At 65.3% G+C, this 16,845-nt stretch carries 16 protein-coding genes; 8 read left to right on the top strand and 8 right to left on the bottom strand.

Annotated features, from left to right (window positions below; translation table 11 throughout):
* On the bottom strand, positions 1-107 hold a 107-nt coding region (locus tag BM374_RS29205; protein ID WP_177248599.1), incomplete at its 3' end, for a sugar phosphate nucleotidyltransferase.
* 381 nt (positions 108-488) lie between these two features.
* On the opposite strand from BM374_RS29205, the gene BM374_RS29200 reads away from it, so the two are divergent.
* Positions 489-1,448, top strand: a complete 960-nt coding sequence (locus BM374_RS29200) for a lysylphosphatidylglycerol synthase transmembrane domain-containing protein (protein WP_092300521.1) — start codon at positions 489-491, stop codon at positions 1,446-1,448.
* 50 nt (positions 1,449-1,498) lie between these two features.
* Positions 1,499-2,452: an MraY family glycosyltransferase gene (locus BM374_RS29195; RefSeq protein WP_092300598.1), complete on the top strand. Its 954-nt coding sequence runs from the start codon at positions 1,499-1,501 to the stop codon at positions 2,450-2,452.
* On the opposite strand, the gene BM374_RS29190 is transcribed toward BM374_RS29195, so the two are convergent.
* The 6 genes from BM374_RS29190 to rfaD all read right to left on the bottom strand — a co-directional run bounded on the left by BM374_RS29190 (position 2,440) and on the right by rfaD (position 10,389).
* Positions 2,440-3,387, bottom strand: coding sequence for an NAD-dependent epimerase/dehydratase family protein (locus BM374_RS29190; RefSeq protein WP_092300518.1), 948 nt, complete (start codon positions 3,385-3,387; stop codon positions 2,440-2,442). The genes BM374_RS29195 and BM374_RS29190 overlap by 13 nt on opposite strands.
* Positions 3,384-4,616 carry a glycosyltransferase family 4 protein gene (locus BM374_RS29185; protein WP_177248598.1) on the bottom strand — a complete coding sequence of 411 codons (1,233 nt, stop codon included), beginning with the start codon at positions 4,614-4,616 and terminating at the stop codon, positions 3,384-3,386. Before BM374_RS29185 ends, BM374_RS29190 begins: the two co-directional genes overlap by 4 nt.
* Before the next feature lie 2 nt (positions 4,617-4,618).
* A complete protein-coding gene (locus BM374_RS29180; RefSeq protein ID WP_177248597.1) occupies positions 4,619-6,532 on the bottom strand; it encodes an SDR family NAD(P)-dependent oxidoreductase in 1,914 nt (637 codons plus the stop codon).
* An 84-nt stretch (positions 6,533-6,616) separates the two neighbouring features.
* Complete coding sequence (locus BM374_RS29175; protein ID WP_244552722.1) at positions 6,617-7,915, bottom strand: O-antigen ligase family protein; 1,299 nt, start codon at positions 7,913-7,915, stop codon at positions 6,617-6,619.
* On the bottom strand, positions 7,912-9,396 hold the full coding sequence (gene rfaE1, locus BM374_RS29170) for a D-glycero-beta-D-manno-heptose-7-phosphate kinase (RefSeq protein ID WP_092300589.1): 1,485 nt from the start codon (positions 9,394-9,396) through the stop codon (positions 7,912-7,914). The genes BM374_RS29175 and rfaE1 overlap by 4 nt, the downstream gene beginning before the upstream one ends.
* Before the next feature lie 12 nt (positions 9,397-9,408).
* The gene (gene rfaD, locus BM374_RS29165; protein WP_092300512.1) at positions 9,409-10,389 is read right to left on the bottom strand and encodes an ADP-glyceromanno-heptose 6-epimerase; all 981 of its coding nucleotides are present in this window, start codon (positions 10,387-10,389) and stop codon (positions 9,409-9,411) included.
* A gap of 162 nt (positions 10,390-10,551) precedes the next feature.
* Here rfaD and waaF point away from each other — a divergent pair, with 162 nt between their 5' ends.
* From waaF to BM374_RS29150, 4 genes are all read left to right on the top strand, one after another.
* Positions 10,552-11,616: a lipopolysaccharide heptosyltransferase II gene (gene waaF, locus BM374_RS29160; RefSeq protein ID WP_092300509.1), complete on the top strand. Its 1,065-nt coding sequence runs from the start codon at positions 10,552-10,554 to the stop codon at positions 11,614-11,616.
* The gene (locus tag BM374_RS29155) at positions 11,609-12,139 is read left to right on the top strand and encodes a D-glycero-alpha-D-manno-heptose-1,7-bisphosphate 7-phosphatase (RefSeq protein ID WP_092300506.1); all 531 of its coding nucleotides are present in this window, start codon (positions 11,609-11,611) and stop codon (positions 12,137-12,139) included. Before waaF ends, BM374_RS29155 begins: the two co-directional genes overlap by 8 nt.
* Before the next feature lie 94 nt (positions 12,140-12,233).
* Positions 12,234-12,410, top strand: coding sequence for a hypothetical protein (locus BM374_RS38810; protein WP_177248596.1), 177 nt, complete (start codon positions 12,234-12,236; stop codon positions 12,408-12,410).
* A gap of 3 nt (positions 12,411-12,413) precedes the next feature.
* Positions 12,414-12,623 carry a hypothetical protein gene (locus BM374_RS29150; protein WP_502689464.1) on the top strand — a complete coding sequence of 70 codons (210 nt, stop codon included), beginning with the start codon at positions 12,414-12,416 and terminating at the stop codon, positions 12,621-12,623.
* 124 nt (positions 12,624-12,747) lie between these two features.
* On the opposite strand, the gene BM374_RS29145 is transcribed toward BM374_RS29150, so the two are convergent.
* On the bottom strand, positions 12,748-13,785 hold the full coding sequence (locus tag BM374_RS29145; protein ID WP_092300504.1) for a glycosyltransferase family 4 protein: 1,038 nt from the start codon (positions 13,783-13,785) through the stop codon (positions 12,748-12,750).
* Between the two features lie 125 nt (positions 13,786-13,910).
* On the opposite strand from BM374_RS29145, the gene galE reads away from it, so the two are divergent.
* Positions 13,911-14,924 (top strand): UDP-glucose 4-epimerase GalE, encoded by a 1,014-nt coding sequence (gene galE, locus BM374_RS29140; protein WP_092300501.1) that lies wholly within the window; start codon positions 13,911-13,913, stop codon positions 14,922-14,924.
* Positions 14,925-15,042: 118 nt separating this feature from the next.
* The gene (locus BM374_RS29135) at positions 15,043-16,845 is read left to right on the top strand and encodes an ABC transporter ATP-binding protein (protein WP_092300498.1); all 1,803 of its coding nucleotides are present in this window, start codon (positions 15,043-15,045) and stop codon (positions 16,843-16,845) included.

Below are 16,845 nucleotides of genomic sequence, written 5' to 3'. Positions count from 1 at the left end.
GCACCGAACAGCGGCAGGAACTGCTTCGGCCGCACCTCGCGCGAAGCCGGCCACAGCCGCGTGCCGGCGCCGCCGCACATGATCAGGGGGATAATGCGTTTGTCCATCGTCATTCCTTGTAGTGGTCCGATACCAGGTGACAAAGTTGTGGCCCCCGAGCGATCGGCTTGGATACTACGCGGGCCGCGGCGTCAAGATAGGTGAAGCCGCGGCGCCATTTGCCATGGTTAAGGCGCCGGACACAGGCCGCGTCCGTGACCAAAATCGTCAGATCCTTCATCCTGTTCCCAGGCGATGCCCAAGGCCCGCCCGCGGGCCACTCCAACCGGTACCGAAGGGCTCGCACAGCCATCAGCCCCCTCACAACCTCTTCCGATGAGCCTTTTGATAACCGCTATTGCAAGATCGGCGCCAAAACCATACCAAAGCGGCCGAATTCGACGCCTCGCGTCGGGTTGCCTCCAATCTTCGCAAACCCTGCGGACGAGATGCGCCGAATCCTGCTGTCGACGGCCAAAATCCTGATCTCTGCTGCGCTACTCTATCTGGCGCTGCGCAAGGTCGACCTCACCGAGCTGTTGTCGCGCTTCACCGCGACCAGCCTGGTCTGGATCGGCATGGCGATCGCGGTCACGTTTCTGCAGATCTTCGTCGGCGTGCTGCGCTGGCGCGAGATCAGCGCCGAATGCGGTGCGCCGCTCGAGCTCGGCCGCGCCATGCGTTACAACGTGATCGGCTCCTTTTTCAACCAGACCCTGCCGTCCGCGATCGGCGGCGACGCGGTCCGGCTCTGGCTGGTGGCGCGCGCCGGTGCCGGATGGCGCGCGGCGACCTATTCGATCTTCGTCGACCGCGCCATCGGCCTCGTCGCGCTTGCGATCCTCATCGTCGCGAGCCTGCCCTGGAGCTATCAGCTGATTACCGATCCAAGCGGCCGCTCGGCGCTGCTGCTGGTCGACTTCGCAGCACTCGCCGGCGGCATCGGCTTTTTGATCTTCGGCGCGCTGAAATGGTCGTGGCTGAAGACATGGTGGGCCACCCACCACATCCACGCCTGCGCCGTGATCGCCAACCGCGTCATCTTCAGCCGCACCCGCGGACCCGCCATCGCGGTCCTGTCGCTGCTGGTTCACGTGCTTGCCGTCGTCATCGCCTGGTGCGTGGTGCAGTCGATCGCAGCCCCCGTCACGTTCGTCCAGGTCTTCCTGCTGGTGCCGCCGGTGATGCTGATCACCTTGATGCCGATTTCGATTGCCGGCTGGGGCGTGCGCGAGGCGAGCATGGGACTGGCCTTCGGCTTTGCCGGGCTCGCTGCCAACGAAGGCGTCAACGTCTCGCTGCTGTTCGGCGCGGTCTTCTTCATCGTCGGCGCGTTCGGCGGACTGGTCTGGATCCTCAGCGCGGAAAAGGCCGCGCAGGGCTCGGCGCAACTCGGGGTGCCGGAGTGACCGCGGCTGCGATCGTGCCCTCGCTGCTTGCCCTTGTGATCGCCGCGCTGATGTCGGCGCTCATCACCTGGACCAGCCGCCCCCTGCTCCAGCGCTACGCACTGGCGCGGCCGAATGCCCGCTCCTCGCACCGTATGCCGACCCCACAAGGCGCGGGCATCGCGGTGATATCGGCGACGCTCGTCGTGGGATTGGCATGGGCAGTCTGGGCCAACGTTGCGATTCCGCCGGCGCTGGTCGTCGCGACAGTCGTGATCGCGCTGGTCGGGTTCGCCGACGATATCGTCTCGCTGCCGGTGCTGGTGCGGCTCGTGCTACAAGCCGCCTGTGTTGGCGCTGTCGTATTCACCGCGCCCGACGATGCGCGCATCGTGCCGGCACTCCCGCTCGCGCTCGAGCGCGGCCTAATTGTGTTCGCCGGCATCTGGTTCGTGAACCTCGTCAACTTCATGGACGGACTCGACCTGATGACGGTGGCCGAAGTGGTGCCGGTCACCGCCGCGCTGGCGCTGTTCGGTCTGCTCGGAGAATTGTCCTGGCCGGCTGTGTTGATCGCAACGGCCCTGTGCGGCGCGATGTTCGGCTTTGCGCCGTTCAACAAGCCGGTCGCGAAAGTCTTCTTGGGCGATGTCGGCAGCCTGCCGATCGGCCTACTGCTCGGCTGGTGCCTGCTCGAGCTTGCCTGGCGCGGAGAGCCAGCCGCGGCGCTGCTGCTGCCGGCCTATTATCTCGCAGATTCCACCATCACGTTGTTCCGCCGCATCGCAAGGCGCGAACAGTTCTGGTCGGCGCACCGCTCGCATTTCTATCAGCGCGCCACCGACAACGGGTTTACGGTTCCGCGCGTCATCCGTGACGTGTTTGCCCTCAATCTCGTGCTGGCGGCCCTTGCCATCCTCACCGTCTGTTCCGGCTCGATGACGCTCAAGCTGCTCGCGCTTGTCGCAGGCGCGATCGCGGTCGCCTTCGTGCTGCAGCGATTCTCCCGCCCTCAGGCGTCCTGAGCTGCCAACGCCAGCCGCAGCCCCTCGTCGAGCGACACCTCCGGCTGCCAGCCCGTTGCGATCGCCTTGGAGATGTCGAGCTCGAGCGAGCCGATCAGACTGTCATGCGTTTCCTGCCGGCCAAGCAGGCCGAGCAGCGAGCCCAGCAACCTCGGCGATACGCCGAACATCCGCGGGCTCTTGCCGGACGCCTTCGCCAGGCGCTCGATGAATTCGGGCGTCGAGACCTGCTCCCTGTCGGCCACCAGGAAGACCTCGAAATTGCTCGCGGGGTCCGGATGGGCAAGCCGGTGCAGGATGAAGGACGAGAGGTTTTGCACGGCGACAAAGGCGCGATGGTTGCGGATTGCGGCAAAGGGCAGCGGCAATCCCAAATTCACCGCGCGCGTCAGCAGCGCAAAATTGCCCTTGGCGCCCGCGCCATAGACCAGCGGCGGCCGGACCACGGAGATCTTCATGTCGCTGTGGCGCGCGAGCGTCCGCAGGCCCGCCTCCGCCGCCGCCTTGGACATGCCGTAGAGGCCGCGCGGCGTGAGGACGTCATCCTCGCTGAACGGGGCGCGGCCATCATTGCTGCGCCCATGCACGAGAACCGTGCTGACGAAGTTGAATTGACGCACGCCGGCGGCCGCCGCGGAGCGCGCCAGATGCAGCGTGCCGGTGATATTGACGTTGCGGTAGAGCTGGACCGCGTGCTCCTCATGCTTGTGATGCACGCGCGCGGCAAGATGGACGACGGCCTCGACCCCGTCGAGCGCAGCCGTCCAATCGGTATTGGGACCGAGCGACTTGATAACGATCTCGTCGTCGCGGCCCTCGGGGCTGCGAACCGCGCGACGAACCGACCAGCCTTTGCGCACCAGAGCAGGCACGACGTGGCAGCCGACGAAGCCGCTCGCACCCGTGACCAGCACGACCCGCTTGCTCCCGCTCATCGCTCCTCCCTCAGGTTCGGGTTGCGCAACAACTCATCGATCAGGGCGGCATAGGCGTTCATCGCAATGCCGCGGTCGAACCTCGATGCCGTCTTCACCGCACGCTCGGCAAAAGCACCATCGCCGCACCTCGATGCCGCACGGATCGTCGAGGCGAGCTGATCGGCGCGGCCCGGCGTCACCACCCAGCCGAGACCGTTCTCCACCACCGTCAAGGCGGCCTCGGCCTCGGGCTCGGAGACCAGCACGACCGGACGGCCGACCGCCAGCAGATTGTAGAACCGGCTCGGCACCGACACCCCGGCGACGTCCTTGCGATACGGGATGATCCAGAGGTCGGCCGCGGCGAGGAACGCCTCGAGCTCGGCATCCTCGACCCGCGCCGCGAAGGAAACATTCGGGAGATTCGCATCCGCCTGCAACTGCTTCAGCCGCTCGAAGCCGATGCCCCAGCCGGAGAGCAGGAAGCGAATGTCCGGCTCGTCCTTGAGCAGGCGCGCCGCCTCGAACACGATCTCGGGATCATGGGTGAAACCGAGATTGCCCGACAGCCCGACGATGAAGCGCCCTGTAAGCCGCTTGCGGAACGGATTGTCCAAGGCGACCGGCCGCACTGCCGGCACCAGCGTGGCCCAGTTCGGAATGAAGCGGATCTTGTTCCGCGTCATGCCGGAATAGCTGAGCAACGGCCGCTCGGCGTCACGGCCGATGGTGATCACGGCATTGAGCGCGCTGAACATCAGGCTGTTGGCGGCGCGCATCGCGCCCGCCATGATCGAGCGCGGCTTCAACAGGCCCGCCATCACCAGCACGTCCGGAAACAGGTCGTGCATCACCAGCGCCGAGCGCGCGCCCTTGAGCCAGGCCGCGGCCGCGACCGCGTAAGGCAGCATGAACGGTGCCGTGACGGTGAGCACGACGTCATCGCGCCGCAAGCGCCGCAACAGCGCGAGAAAGATGCGCAGCACGAACAGCAGCTCGGAGAGACCGCGCCGGACCAGCGCCGCCTTTCCCGCCATCCGGTTCTTGACGGCGATTACGCGCGGCTTGCCCACACCCGTCTGCGAGGCCGGCAGCGCACCTGGCGAGCCCGACAGCACCACGACCTCGTGCTCGGAGGCGAGGCGGCAGGCGATCTCGGCCATGATCGCCGCGGTCGTGCTCGGATCGGGCGGATAATGCTGGCTCGCGACGACGATCTTGCGGGCGATCTCATGTGGCGGCTGCATGGTCAGGCCGCGGTCGACCCGAATTCGGGGACCGCATCCTTCAGGATGGTCCTGATGGTCGCCCGATCGTCGCGCGCGATCGCCTGGTCGAGCGCGGCGATCCATTTGCGCAGGGTCTGCATCGGCGGCTCGTTCGGCTGCGCGGCCATGATGCCGGCAACGCCGATTTCGCGAGTCGGCTCTTCGGAGGCGAACAAGATCTCATGCAGGCGCTCGCCCGGCCGCATCCCCGTGAACACGATCTCGATGTCGTAGCCGGGCTGCAGGCCGGAGAGACGGATCATGCGCTCGGCGAGATCGACGATCTTCACCGGCTGGCCCATGTTGAGCACGTAGACCGAGACGTCGGGACGCTGCGTTCCGAGCGCGTGCGTCGCCGCGGTGATCACGAGGTCGCAGGCCTCGCGGATGGTCATGAAGTAGCGGACCATGTCGGGATGGGTCACCGTGACAGGGCCGCCTGCTTCGATCTGCGCCTTGAACTTCGGAACCACCGAGCCGTTCGAGGCCAGCACATTGCCGAACCGGACCGAGATCAGCCGCATCGGCGGCTTGGCCCCGCTGCTGCCCGTCGCGAGATCATGGTCGAGCGCCTGGCAGTACATCTCGGCGAAACGTTTGGTCAGGCCCAGCATCGACACCGGCTCGATCGCCTTGTCGGTCGAGATCATCACCATGGCTTCGGCGCCGGCGGCGAGCGCGGCGTCGGCCACGTTGATCGAGCCGAAGATATTGGTCTTGACGCCCTCGCTCCAGTCGCGCTCGAGGATCGGCACGTGCTTGAGCGCGGCTGCGTGGAACACGATGTCAGGCTTGAACTCGGCCATCAGCCGCGTCACGCGTTCGCGGTCGCGAATGTCGGCGATCCGCCCCTCGATCGCAGCCCCCGTGCCGTGCGCGGCGAGCGCCTCGGTGACGGCGTAGAGTGCCGGCTCGGAATTCTCCAGGATCAGGAGCCGCGCGGCGCCGAAAGCGACGACACGCTCGCAGATCTCGGATCCGATCGAACCGCCGCCGCCGGTGACGATCACCGCCTTGCCCCGGATGAGGGCCTCCAGCCGCGCATAGTCGATCTTTTCGCTCGGCCGCAGCAGCAGATCCTCGACCGCAACCGCGGTCAATCGCGGCGTGTCGCCGCTCTCGAGCGAGGGCATGCGGTTGACGATGACACCTAACTTGCGCGCCCGCATCAAGATCGATTCCGGGTGAGCCTCCGGCTCGAATGCGGAGGGCGTCATCACGACACGCGTGATCGCCTTGCCCCGCTTGGTGAAGTCGGCGACGACGTCTTCGATGTCGTCGAGGTCGCCCAGCACCGGCAGGTTGCGGATCAGCTGGCCGCGGTCGGAGCTCGACGGCGACAGCACGCCGACTGGCCAGATCCGCTTGATCGCGCCGCTCTCGATGCCGCGCAACAAGACCTCGGCATCCGCGGCACGGCCGATCAGCAGCGTCGGGGCGGCATCCTCGTTGCGGGCATGGCGCCGCACCCGCGTATAGCGGAAGTAGCGATAGGCCATGCGCAAGGCGCTGAGAGCGAATATCTCGAGGAACCAGTAGAGGACGATCGTCACCTTGCCGAGGAAAAAGGCGCCGCGGACGTTGGGGGCGACGAAGATGTAGTCGAGCGCAAGCAGCGCCACCGTCAGCACGCTCGCGACGCGGATGATGTTCATCGCATCCGGCAGCGAGATGAAGCGCCATTTCGTCGTGGTCAGGTTGAAGACGAAGAACACTACCACGCTGAAGGCGAGGAAGTAGGGCAGGATCTGGTACAAGAGCGGCAGGCGATCATAGAAGCCCTCGCCGCCCTCGAATCGCAGATAGAAGGCTGCGAACAGCGCCGCTGTCGTCGCCAGCAAGTCGTGGAGCGCGATCATGAAATTGCGCAAGGTGAGATGCGAAAGACGCGTCATCCGCCGACCGATGAATATCCCAATGGGTACAACCTGACCGCGCTGATAGCCCATATCGACCGGAGTTGCCAGCCGCGCGACCGCTCAGGAACCGACTTCCCCCACCTTCGCCGTCTCCCGTTGCATCCGGATCACCATGCCGCCGGCGACGCCGACGCCGATGACGTACATCCAGCCCTCGTGGAAATCGAACAGATGGGAATTGAACAGCGAGGTGAAAATGTTCTGCACCACGACGAGCAGGCCGATCCACCTGGCAAATCCGTCGCCGCGAAACAGCTGAAAATGAAGGATCCAGATCGCGTAGAGAACCACGATGCCGGCGAGGCCCCACTGGATCGCGACATGTAGCGTCTGGTTATGCGGGTTCGGAAAGACCCTGACGCCCGGAACCCATGAGGGGTCTTGCGCGGCTCTCTCGAACAGCCCTTGCGTGGAGCCCGTGCCGTGGCCCACGAATGGAGCGTCCGCGAAAAACCGAACAGCATGCCGCCAATATTCGAGGCGTTCGCCCATGGATGTCGGCCTGTTCTCTTGCATGTAGAGCCGGTAGTCCCGCGAAAAGGTGTCGGCCGTATTGCGCAGTTGCGGTGAGGCCTGCCAGGCGATTGCGGCGCAGGCGATCAGTGCGGCGGAGATGATCGCGATGCTGCGCCACCTCAAATGAAGCAGCGCGAACACGCCCAGCATGATCGGGACGGTCACCAGCGCGGTGCGCGACACCACCACAAAGGCCATGTTGACCAGGAAGCTCAGCGCCAGTGCGGCCAGCAGCCCGGCAAGCCAGTAGCGCTTCTCGCGTAGCAGCATCATCACGGGATAGGCGAGCGCGACCGCACACAACGTGAATTCCTGGCTCTGGTCGATGTAGTTCTTGACGAAGATGCCGCGTTCGAGGGGGTCGTAGGGTTTCAGCGACAGTTGCGGATAGAACGCCACCAGCCACGACATGATCGACAGCAACGCGCAGGACACCAGGAAGGCGATGAAGATCCAGTGCCCGCGCGTGGAGCGCTCGAAATGGTAGAGCAGCATGGGCAGCACGAGCAGCTTGACGGTCGGACTGAGCGCATAGAGGCGCACGGCCCACGCTGCATCCGACCACAGCGTTCCCACCAGCGCGAGCAGGAACAGTGCGATCGGTGCCGCGCAGATCGGACGCATCAGCGATTGCAGGAAGGCCCTGACGTCGAGAAACGGCACCATGCAGACCAGGAACGCGGCGTTGAAGATCGCCGTGAGCGAAGTCGACCAAGGCAGCGAGACCACGGTGAGGATCGCGAACAGGTCCGCCGTCTCGCTCCACGCCGCAGGGCTGCGGAAACGCCGCCACAGCACGTGGGTGGTCGTTTGTCGCTCCAGCGCCGTCACCTGGTCCGTCACTTGCCCCCTCCCCGCGCGCGATGGACCAGCGCCGTCGTGCTGAAACCTTGCAAAATGTCGACCAGCACGACCACCCCACCGGCAGCTTCGACCACCTCGTGGCCGACCACCTGCTCGCGCGTGTAGTCGCCGCCTTTCACCAGCACGCTCGGCGTGATCTGCGTGATCAGCTCGATCGGCGTGTCCTCCTCGAAGATGACGACGAGATCGACGGCTTCGAGCGCGGCCAGCACTTCGGAGCGCGCGCGCTCGTCCTGGACCGGACGATCCGCGCCCTTCAATCGGCGCACCGAGGCATCGCTGTTGAGTCCGACGATCAGGCGATCGCAGGCGGCGCGCGCCGCGGTCAGCACCTTGACGTGGCCGGGATGCAGGATGTCGAAGCAGCCATTGGTAAAGCCGACGCGCAATCCCTCCCGCCTCCATTCGGCGAGCTGGGCCGCCAGCGCGCCGGGCGCGGTCACGACCTTCTCCTCGGCCGCGAGCGTGGCATGTGGCAGGATCTTGCGTCGCAGCTCGGCCGCGCTCACGCTGGCGGTGCCCTGCTTGCCGACGGCAACGGCGGCCGCTGCACTCGCCATGCGCAGGGCCGTATCCCAATCCGCGCCGGCGGCGAGCGAGACCGCGAGCGCCGCCGCGACGGTGTCACCGGCGCCGGAGACGTCGCGCACCTTTACCGGGAAAGCAGGCACATGAACGGCCTCGCCCTTGCGTGGCACCAGCGTCATGCCGTGCTCGCCCTGTGTGACCAGGATCGCCTCACAATCGGCGAGCCGCATCACGTCCTCGCTGGCCTCGGCGATGCCTTGCGGGGTGTCGGCGCGGCTGCGGGTGGCTTCCGCGAATTCCTTGCGGTTGGGCGTGAGCAGCGTGGCGCCGCGATAGATCGCCCAATTCAGACTCTTGGGATCGACGATCACAGGCTTCCCCGCCTGTCGCGCGGCATCGATGGTGTGGCGGATCACGCGCGCGGTCAGCACGCCTTTGGCGTAATCGGACAGCAGCACGATATCGGCGCGCGGAATCTGCGGCAGAATCGCCTCGATCAGCTTCGTCTCGACCTCATCGGAGGCCGCCGACGCCTGCTCCCAATCCGCGCGCAGCATATGCGTGGAAAAATGCTCGGAGACGAAGCGAACCTTTCGCGTGGTGGGACGTGACGGATCGCGCACCAGCGCGCTCTCGATGCCGGCATAGTCCGCCAGCGCGGCCTTGAGCCGTGCGCCCGCATCGTCCTCGCCGACGAGACCGACGAAGACACAGCACGCGCCAAGCGAGGCAATATTGCGCGCGACATTGCCGGCACCGCCGATATGGATCTCGCTGCGCTGGGCCGCGATGACGGGGGTCGGAGCCTCCGGCGAAATCCGCGACACCTCGCCATAGACGAACTCGTCCAGCATGATGTCGCCGATGCATAGCACCGTGCGGCCGGAGATCGTTTGCGCAAGGGCGTCGAAATCGAGAATGGGCGTCGGCATGATCAAAAGGCCTCAGCGGAAGCGGTCGGGCCGGTCGAGGTAATCCCCGACATAGGCCTTCACCGCGTCCTCGAGCGCCGTGAAGCCGCCGTTGTAGCCAGCGCGGTGAAGACGATCGACCTTGCTCTGGGTGAAATATTGGTAGGCGCCGCGGATCTGCTCGGGCATGTCGACATATTCGATGTTGGGCCTGGTGCCGAGTGCGGCGTAGGCGGCGAGCATCAGGTCCTTGAAGCTGCGCGCCGTCCCGGTGCCGACATTGAACAGTCCCGACACCGCGGGCGTCGCCAGCAGCCACATGACGACGCGCACGACGTCCTCGACATAGATGAAGTCGCGGCGCTGATCGCCGTCGGCGATGCCCTCGCGGTGCGACTTGAACAGCTGCACCACGCGGCCGGCCTTGACGTCATCGAAGCGGCGCGCCAGCACGCTCATCATCGTGCCCTTGTGGTACTCGTTGGGCCCGAACACGTTGAAGAATTTCAGGCCCACGTGTTGCGGCGGCAGCGGATCGCCGCTCGCGAGGCGCCCGGCGACGGCGAGATCGAACATGTGCTTGCTCCAGCCATAGAGATTCATCGGCCGAAGCTTCTTCAATGCGGGAACCGCGGCGTCGTCGTCAAAACCCGTCTCGCCGTCGCCGTAAGTCGCCGCGGAGGAGGCGTAAATGAACGGCACCGCGCCCGCCGTGCACCAGTCGAGCAGTCGCATCGACATGCGAAAATTGCTCTCGAACACGAGGTCACCGTCGGTCGCTGTGGTCGCGGAAATCGCCCCGAGATGGATCACGGCGTCCAGCTTGCGGCCCTTCAGCCAATCGAGCAGCTCGGCGGGCGGGACGATATCCACGAGCTGGCGCTTGGCGAGATTCCGCCACTTGCCGTCGCTGCCGAGGAGATCACAGACCACGACGTCGCTGCGACCGGCATCGTTCAACGCGGCCACGACGTTCGACCCGATAAAACCGGCTCCGCCGGTCACCAGCAACATTCCGAAATTCCCTGCCTGATATTTTGCGGCCCGGTCCTGCCGTAGCGCATGATCCGCCAAAGTGTAAGCGGTTTTGGGATGGGCGCTCCATCCGCTTTACCTGCAGGCCCGGAGCGGCTAACCGAACAGCCAACATCAGCACGTCTTCGGCCCTATTAACGAATGAATATTGATTCGCAATTTAGTGGAGATGCAGACCGGAGCGATACCCGCCCGATCCTGATCATTCCCTACATGTGGATCGGCGATTTCGTCCGGAATCACACCGTTGTCCGGGTCCTGAAGGAACGCTGGCCGAATCGGCCGGTCGATCTCCTGACCACGTCTCTCTGCGCTCCCCTGGTCGATTATATGCCCGGCGTGCGGAAGGGCATCGTCTGGGACCTGCCCCGCGGCCGTCTCGCCGTAGGCAGCCAGCTCGCCCTGGCGAAGCTGCTGCGCGAACGGAACTACGGTACGGCCCTGGTGCTGCCCCGGACCTGGAAGGCGGCCATCGCGCCGGCGCTGGCTGGTATCCCTGAAAGGGTCGGCTTCGTCGGCGAGTTCCGGTTTGGCCTACTGAACCACTGGCGCTGGGGCGAAAGGAAGCTGCCCCGCTTCATTGACAAAAACGCTGCCCTCGCCCAGCCCGACGGCGCGCCACTGCCGCCGGAATGGCCGGTGCCGCAATTGCGGGTGCCGACTGAGGAGGTCGCCCGCTGGCGCCAGGCCAATGGGCTCAGCGCCCGCCCCGCCGTCGCGCTCGCCCCTGGTTCGGTCGGCGTTTCCAAGCGTTGGACGTACTATCCCGAAGCCGCCCGCCTGCTGGTCGAGCGCGGCCTGGAGGTCTGGGTGGTCGGCGGCCCCGCCGAAAAGGGCCTGGCCCAGGAGATCGTCGCTGCCGGCGGCCCTGATGTCCGCGATCTCACCGGCAACGACTTACGCAACGGCGTGCTGGCCATGGCCGCCGCTGGCGTCGCCATCTCCAACGACTCGGGCCTGATGCACATCGCAGCGGCGCTCGGCACACCCACCATGGGCATCTTCGGCCCGACCAGCCCCTATCTCTGGGCGCCCCTCAACGGCCTCGCCGCGACCGTCGTCCAGAACAAGAGCGTGCTCGCCTGCCAGCCCTGCCAGAGCACGATCTGCAGGATGAATGACCACCGCTGCATGCGGGATATTGCGGCACGGGACGTCGTCGAGATCGCAAGGGACGTGCTGACCAGGACACAGGCAAATGTCTGACACCCACCCTGCCAAGCCCGCCGCCTTCCTCGATCGCGACGGTGTCATCAACCATGACGATGCCTATATCGGCACGCGAGACCGCATCCGCTGGATGCCCAACGTCGCCAAGGCCGTTCGCCGTCTCAACGAGGCAGGTTACTGGGTGTTCGTCTTCACCAACCAGTCCGGCGTCGCGCGTGGCCTCTTCACCGAGGACGACGTGAACAATCTGCACGGCTGGATGCGCAACGAGCTCGCGCGCGACGGCGCGCGGATCGACGACATCCGCTTCTGTCCGCATCATCCGCAAGGAACCGTCGCCGGCTATATCGGGGAGCATGATTGGCGCAAGCCCGCGCCGGGCATGTTGCGCGACCTCGTCCAGCACTGGCCCGTGCAGCTCGACGGCAGCTTCGTGATCGGAGATCAGTCCCGCGACATCGAGGCCGGCAAGGCGCTCGGACTGCCGGGCTTCCTCTTCCCGGGCGGCGATCTCGACGCGTTCGTGACGGAGGTGCTGGCGCAGATCAGGCGCGCGTAGCGGGCTCGCGATCGGCAAGTTTCCTTCGATCTAACATATGTTGCTTACACCGTCGGGAAGACCAGGCATCCTTTCTTTCAGAGGGAAACAGCCAATGGATGAGAACTTCATCAGGGGACGCGCTCAAGACATCCGCGATCTCGCGGCGAAGGCGGACCCGTTCACCAGGAAGCGCCTGCTAGATCTTGCCGCCACCTATGAGCGCAGGCTCGACCCACCTCATTCTGCAGGAACCGTAGGCGCGCGTTTTCAGCCGCAGGCGAATCGCTAAGACGTGCCGACAGAGAAGGAGCGCGAGACCCAGCGGGTCGTCTTCGAGCGGCCGCTGCCGGCGCAGATGATGGCGATCGACGGCACCTGGCGCCGGCCCTGTTTCGTCAAGGAAGTCTCCGAAAGCTCAGCCACGCTTCGGGTCGAGAGTTCGATCGAAGGGCTCACACTGACCGAGTTCTTCCTCCTTCTTTCCTCGACCGGACTTGCCTAACGAATTTCGTAAAATCCGCATCGCCGTCATGCCGGCTTTGCAAGCCTTTGATTTGTCTGGCCCGGCCTACTGTGCATGGGGTTGTTTTCGAGATTCTGGCCGGCGGCGCCGAAACGTCGGCCATTCAGAGCAGCGGCCGATAGACCTTGCCGATCCGCGCTGCTTCAGCATCGAGGCTGAACTTCGCCAGCACTCGCGCTCGTCCCCGCTCACCCATCGCGGTCGCCGCAGCCACGTCGCGCATCAGCGGCTCGAGTGCTGTAGCCAAGGCATCGGCATCGCCCGCCGGGATCAGCACGCCGCTCACACCATCCTCGACCACGAGCTCGGCAGCTCCGGCGCGGGCAGCGACCAGCGCGCTGCCGGCGGCCATCGCTTCAATCAGCGTCAGGCCAAAGCCTTCATTGCGCGAGGTGAAGGCGTAGATCGTCAGCCGCTGATACCAGCGCTGCACCTGTTCGATCGGCAGCTCGCCGGTGATGACGATGCGCGATTGCAGGCCAGCTGCCTCGATGCGTTTCTTGAGCTCATTCGCGAAAGGCGTCTGCTCGGCCGTGACCTGCCCGACGATCACGGCGGTGAAGTCAGGATAGCGCGGCAGCACCAGGCACATCGCATCGACGAACACATCGGTGCCCTTCTGCGCCCGCACGCGGCCGAAGCAGCCGATGGCGTAACGGCCCGGCAAGCCGCTTTCCGCGAACGCCGCGGCGCGATCGACCGGCGGCGCATAGACGTCGGTGTCGACGCCGTGCGGGATCACCGTCGCCTTCACCTTCAGGAACGAGGCCGAGATGTCGGACGTTGCGATGATCGCATCCATCTGCCGGATCAGCCAGCGGGTGATCCAGCTGTGATGCCGCTGCGCCGCCGAGGTGAACACCAGCTTGAGCGGCCAGCCGAGGGCGCGCAGCAAGACGCCTGCGATCATCTCGTTGTTGCGGCGCGCATGCCAGATCAAGGGCCGGTTGCGGCGCCATAGCTTCAGGACATCGGCGATACCCAGCCGCACAATCCCCTCCGGTGCGTCCGAGCCGAACCAGCCGGCGCGGTACAGCTTTGCCAGCCGCGGCGCCACCATCCGGTTGGTCGCGGTGACCCCGGAATAGCGCCTGTGCAGATTTGGCACGATCACTTGCAGATCGCCCGCGGAATTTGCCACGTCATGCTCCGTTTGGTGCGTCCCCTATACGCAACATTAAGCATAGTGACCAGTTCAGGGCTGCCGATACCCCCTCTTCACTACGCAGACGCTAGCATCCGCGTTGATCGAAGACGGGTGAGATCATGACTGTGCTAGTCACCGGCGGCGCCGGCTATATCGGAAGTCACACGGTCCTGGCGCTGGCAGAAGCCGGCGAGGACGTCGTCGTGATCGACGATCTCTCCACCGGTTTCTCCGCCTATCTGCCCGAGGGCGTGCCGCTGTTCATCGGCGATGCCGGCGACGAGAAGTTGCTCGAGGGCGTGATCGCCCAGCACAATATCGAGAGCATCATCCATTTCGCCGGCTCCGTCGTGGTGCCGGATTCGATGCGCGATCCGCTCGGCTATTATCGCAACAATTTCACGACTGCACGCAACCTGCTGAACGTCGCGGTCAAGCGCGGCATCAGCCGCTTCATCTTCTCCTCGACCGCCGCCGTCTACGGCAATCCGGACCAGGTGCCGGTGCCCGAGCACGCGCCGACGCGGCCGCTGTCGCCCTACGGGTCGTCGAAGCTGATGACCGAGATCATGCTGCAGGACGTCGCCACCGCCTACGGCATGCAGTACGTGACGCTGCGCTATTTCAACGTCGCCGGCGCGGATCCGCAGGCGCGCATCGGGCTTGCCACCGTCGGTGCCACCCATCTGCTCAAGATCGCGGTGGAAGCCGCGACCGGCCAGCGCGCCAAGATCGACGTGTTCGGCACCGACTATCCGACCCCGGACGGAAGCTGCATTCGTGACTTCATCCATGTCACGGACCTCTCGCAGGCCCATCGCTCGGCGCTGGCTTATCTGCGCAATGGCGGCGCCTCGACCACACTGAATTGCGGCTATGGCCGCGGCTATTCGGTGCTTGAAACCATCGACGCGGTACGTCGGGTGTCGGGCCGCAGCTTCGCTGTGCAATATGCCGCGCGCCGGCCCGGCGACATCATGACCATGGTCGCGGACACCAGCCGCATCCGCGGACTGCTCGGCTGGAGGCCGCAATACGAGGACCTCGAGACCATCGCGGCGCATGCGCTGGCTTGGGAGGACAAGCTGTTCCGCGAGCGTCACGGCGAGCTCCGCCACGCCGTCTCGGCCTAAAATCGCTTCCGGCGCAAGCCCTTAATTGGGCTTGAAAAGCGGAGCTTTAGCGGGCACAGAGGCCCATCGATCCCTGACGCGCGGGCAGGCTTGTCCCTGCGCCGTCAATGGACACCGGATGGCCCAGTTTCCGAAGAAAATCACCGACGATCCCTATGCGGCCGCGATCCTGATTCGCCGCCTGGTCATGGAACAGGGGGTCGTCTACTGGCGGCGCTACCTCGTTGCCTTTGCGCTGATGGCGGCTGCCGCGGGCGCCACCGCGGGCGCGACCTACGTGCTCGGCCAGGTCATCAACCAGGCCTATGTCGACAAGAACATCCCGGGCATCGCGATGTTCTCAGGCGTCACGGTGGTGCTGCTCTTCATCAAGGGCGTGGCGACCTACGGCCACATGGTGATCCTGACCAAGATCAGTAATGCCATCCTCGCCACCAACCAGCGCCAGCTGTTCGCCAAGCTGATGCGCGAAAGCGTCGGCTTCTTCTCGGAGCGGCATTCGTCCGAATTCCTGGCGCGGCTCACGGCCGGCGCCAAATCGATCACCGACGTGCTCAACATGCTGGTCAACGCCATCGGGCGTGACCTCTTGATGCTGCTCGCCATGGTCGGTGTGATGGTGTGGCAAGACCCGTTGATGTCGTTCATCGGCCTCGTCGCGGTGCCGCCAGCGATGCTGGTGCTGCGCAAACTGGTCAAGCGCATCAAGGGGCTCGCCTACAACCAGTTCACCGGCACCGCGGACATCATGGAGACGATGCAGGAATCGCTGCAAGGCATCCGCACGGTCAAGGCGTTCACGCTCGAAGACACCATGCAGAGCCGCATCGACGAGAACATCGCCATCGTCGAGCGCAATGCCAACAAAATGGCCCGCGTCGCCAACCGCTCCAATCCGCTGATGGAAATGCTCGGCGGCTTCGCGGTCGCCGGCTGCCTGATGTACGGCGGTTACGCGGTGGTCGCGCTCAACGCCACGCCAGGCGCGTTCTTCTCGTTCATGACCGCGTTCCTGATGGCGACCGAGCCGGCCAAGCGGCTGGCGCGGCTCAACATCGATCTCAACAGCCAGCTGGTCGGCGCGCGCATGCTGCTCGAGGTCGTCGACAGCCCGGCGAGCGAGCAATCCGACGATGACAAGCCGGCGCTGAAACTTTCCGACGCGCGGATCGAGCTGCGTGACGTCAGCTTCGCCTACCGCGCCAACGAGACCGTGCTCAACTGCATGAGCTTCGTTGCCGAGCCCGGCAAGGTCACCGCGCTGGTCGGCCCCTCCGGCGGCGGTAAGTCCACCGTGCTGGCGCTGCTGCTGCGCTTCTACGAGGTGACGCAAGGCGATATCGTGATCGACGGCCAGTCGATCGGCGCGGTCTCCCGCAAGTCGCTGCGCGCGCAAACCGCCTATGTCGGCCAGGACGTTTATCTGTTCCGCGACACCATCCGCAACAACATCGCCTTCGGAAAGCCGGGCGCCAGCGAGAGCGAGATCATCGAGGCCGCAAAGGCGGCCTGCGCGCATGATTTCATCATGGGCTTCCCGCTCGGCTACGACACGCCGGTCGGCGAGCACGGCACGCAACTCTCGGGCGGTCAGCGCCAGCGCATCGCCGTAGCGCGCGCGCTGATCAAGAACGCACCGATCATCCTCTTGGACGAAGCCACCGCGGCGCTCGATTCGGAGTCCGAGCGGCAGGTGCAGGAGGCGATCGAGCATCTCTGCCAGAATCGCACCACGATCGTGATCGCGCATCGTCTGCACACCATCATGCATGCGGATGCGATCCTCGTCGTCGAGGGCGGCGAGATCGTCGAGCGGGGCCGGCACGAGGAATTGCTCCGTCGCGGCGGCCGCTACGCCTCCTTCTTCCGCCTGCAGCATCACGACGCCGGCGCTCTGGCGCCGATCAGCGCAACCGCATAG

It is taken from the genome of Bradyrhizobium sp. Ghvi, assembly GCF_900115265.1.
Classification (GTDB): Bacteria; Pseudomonadota; Alphaproteobacteria; order Rhizobiales; family Xanthobacteraceae; genus Bradyrhizobium.
Note: the sequence above shows the minus strand (reverse complement) of the source record. Positions and strands in the feature narration are given on the sequence as shown.

Bases quoted from the DNA above. Each gene is read 5' to 3' on its own strand.
- BM374_RS29195 (WP_092300598.1), top strand. From the start codon at position 1,499: ATGTCGGCGCTCATCACCTGGACCAGCCGCCCCCTGCTCCAGCGCTAC.
- BM374_RS29185 (WP_177248598.1), bottom strand. From the start codon at position 4,616: ATGCAGCCGCCACATGAGATCGCCCGCAAGATCGTCGTCGCGAGCCAG.
- galE (WP_092300501.1), top strand. From the start codon at position 13,911: ATGACTGTGCTAGTCACCGGCGGCGCCGGCTATATCGGAAGTCACACG.
- BM374_RS29200 (WP_092300521.1), top strand. From the start codon at position 489: ATGCGCCGAATCCTGCTGTCGACGGCCAAAATCCTGATCTCTGCTGCG.
- BM374_RS38810 (WP_177248596.1), top strand. From the start codon at position 12,234: ATGGATGAGAACTTCATCAGGGGACGCGCTCAAGACATCCGCGATCTC.
- rfaD (WP_092300512.1), bottom strand. From the start codon at position 10,389: ATGTTGCTGGTGACCGGCGGAGCCGGTTTTATCGGGTCGAACGTCGTG.
- BM374_RS29135 (WP_092300498.1), top strand. From the start codon at position 15,043: ATGGCCCAGTTTCCGAAGAAAATCACCGACGATCCCTATGCGGCCGCG.
- waaF (WP_092300509.1), top strand. From the start codon at position 10,552: ATGAATATTGATTCGCAATTTAGTGGAGATGCAGACCGGAGCGATACC.
- BM374_RS29180 (WP_177248597.1), bottom strand. From the start codon at position 6,532: ATGACGCGTCTTTCGCATCTCACCTTGCGCAATTTCATGATCGCGCTC.
- BM374_RS29155 (WP_092300506.1), top strand. From the start codon at position 11,609: ATGTCTGACACCCACCCTGCCAAGCCCGCCGCCTTCCTCGATCGCGAC.
- BM374_RS29190 (WP_092300518.1), bottom strand. From the start codon at position 3,387: ATGAGCGGGAGCAAGCGGGTCGTGCTGGTCACGGGTGCGAGCGGCTTC.
- rfaE1 (WP_092300589.1), bottom strand. From the start codon at position 9,396: ATGCCGACGCCCATTCTCGATTTCGACGCCCTTGCGCAAACGATCTCC.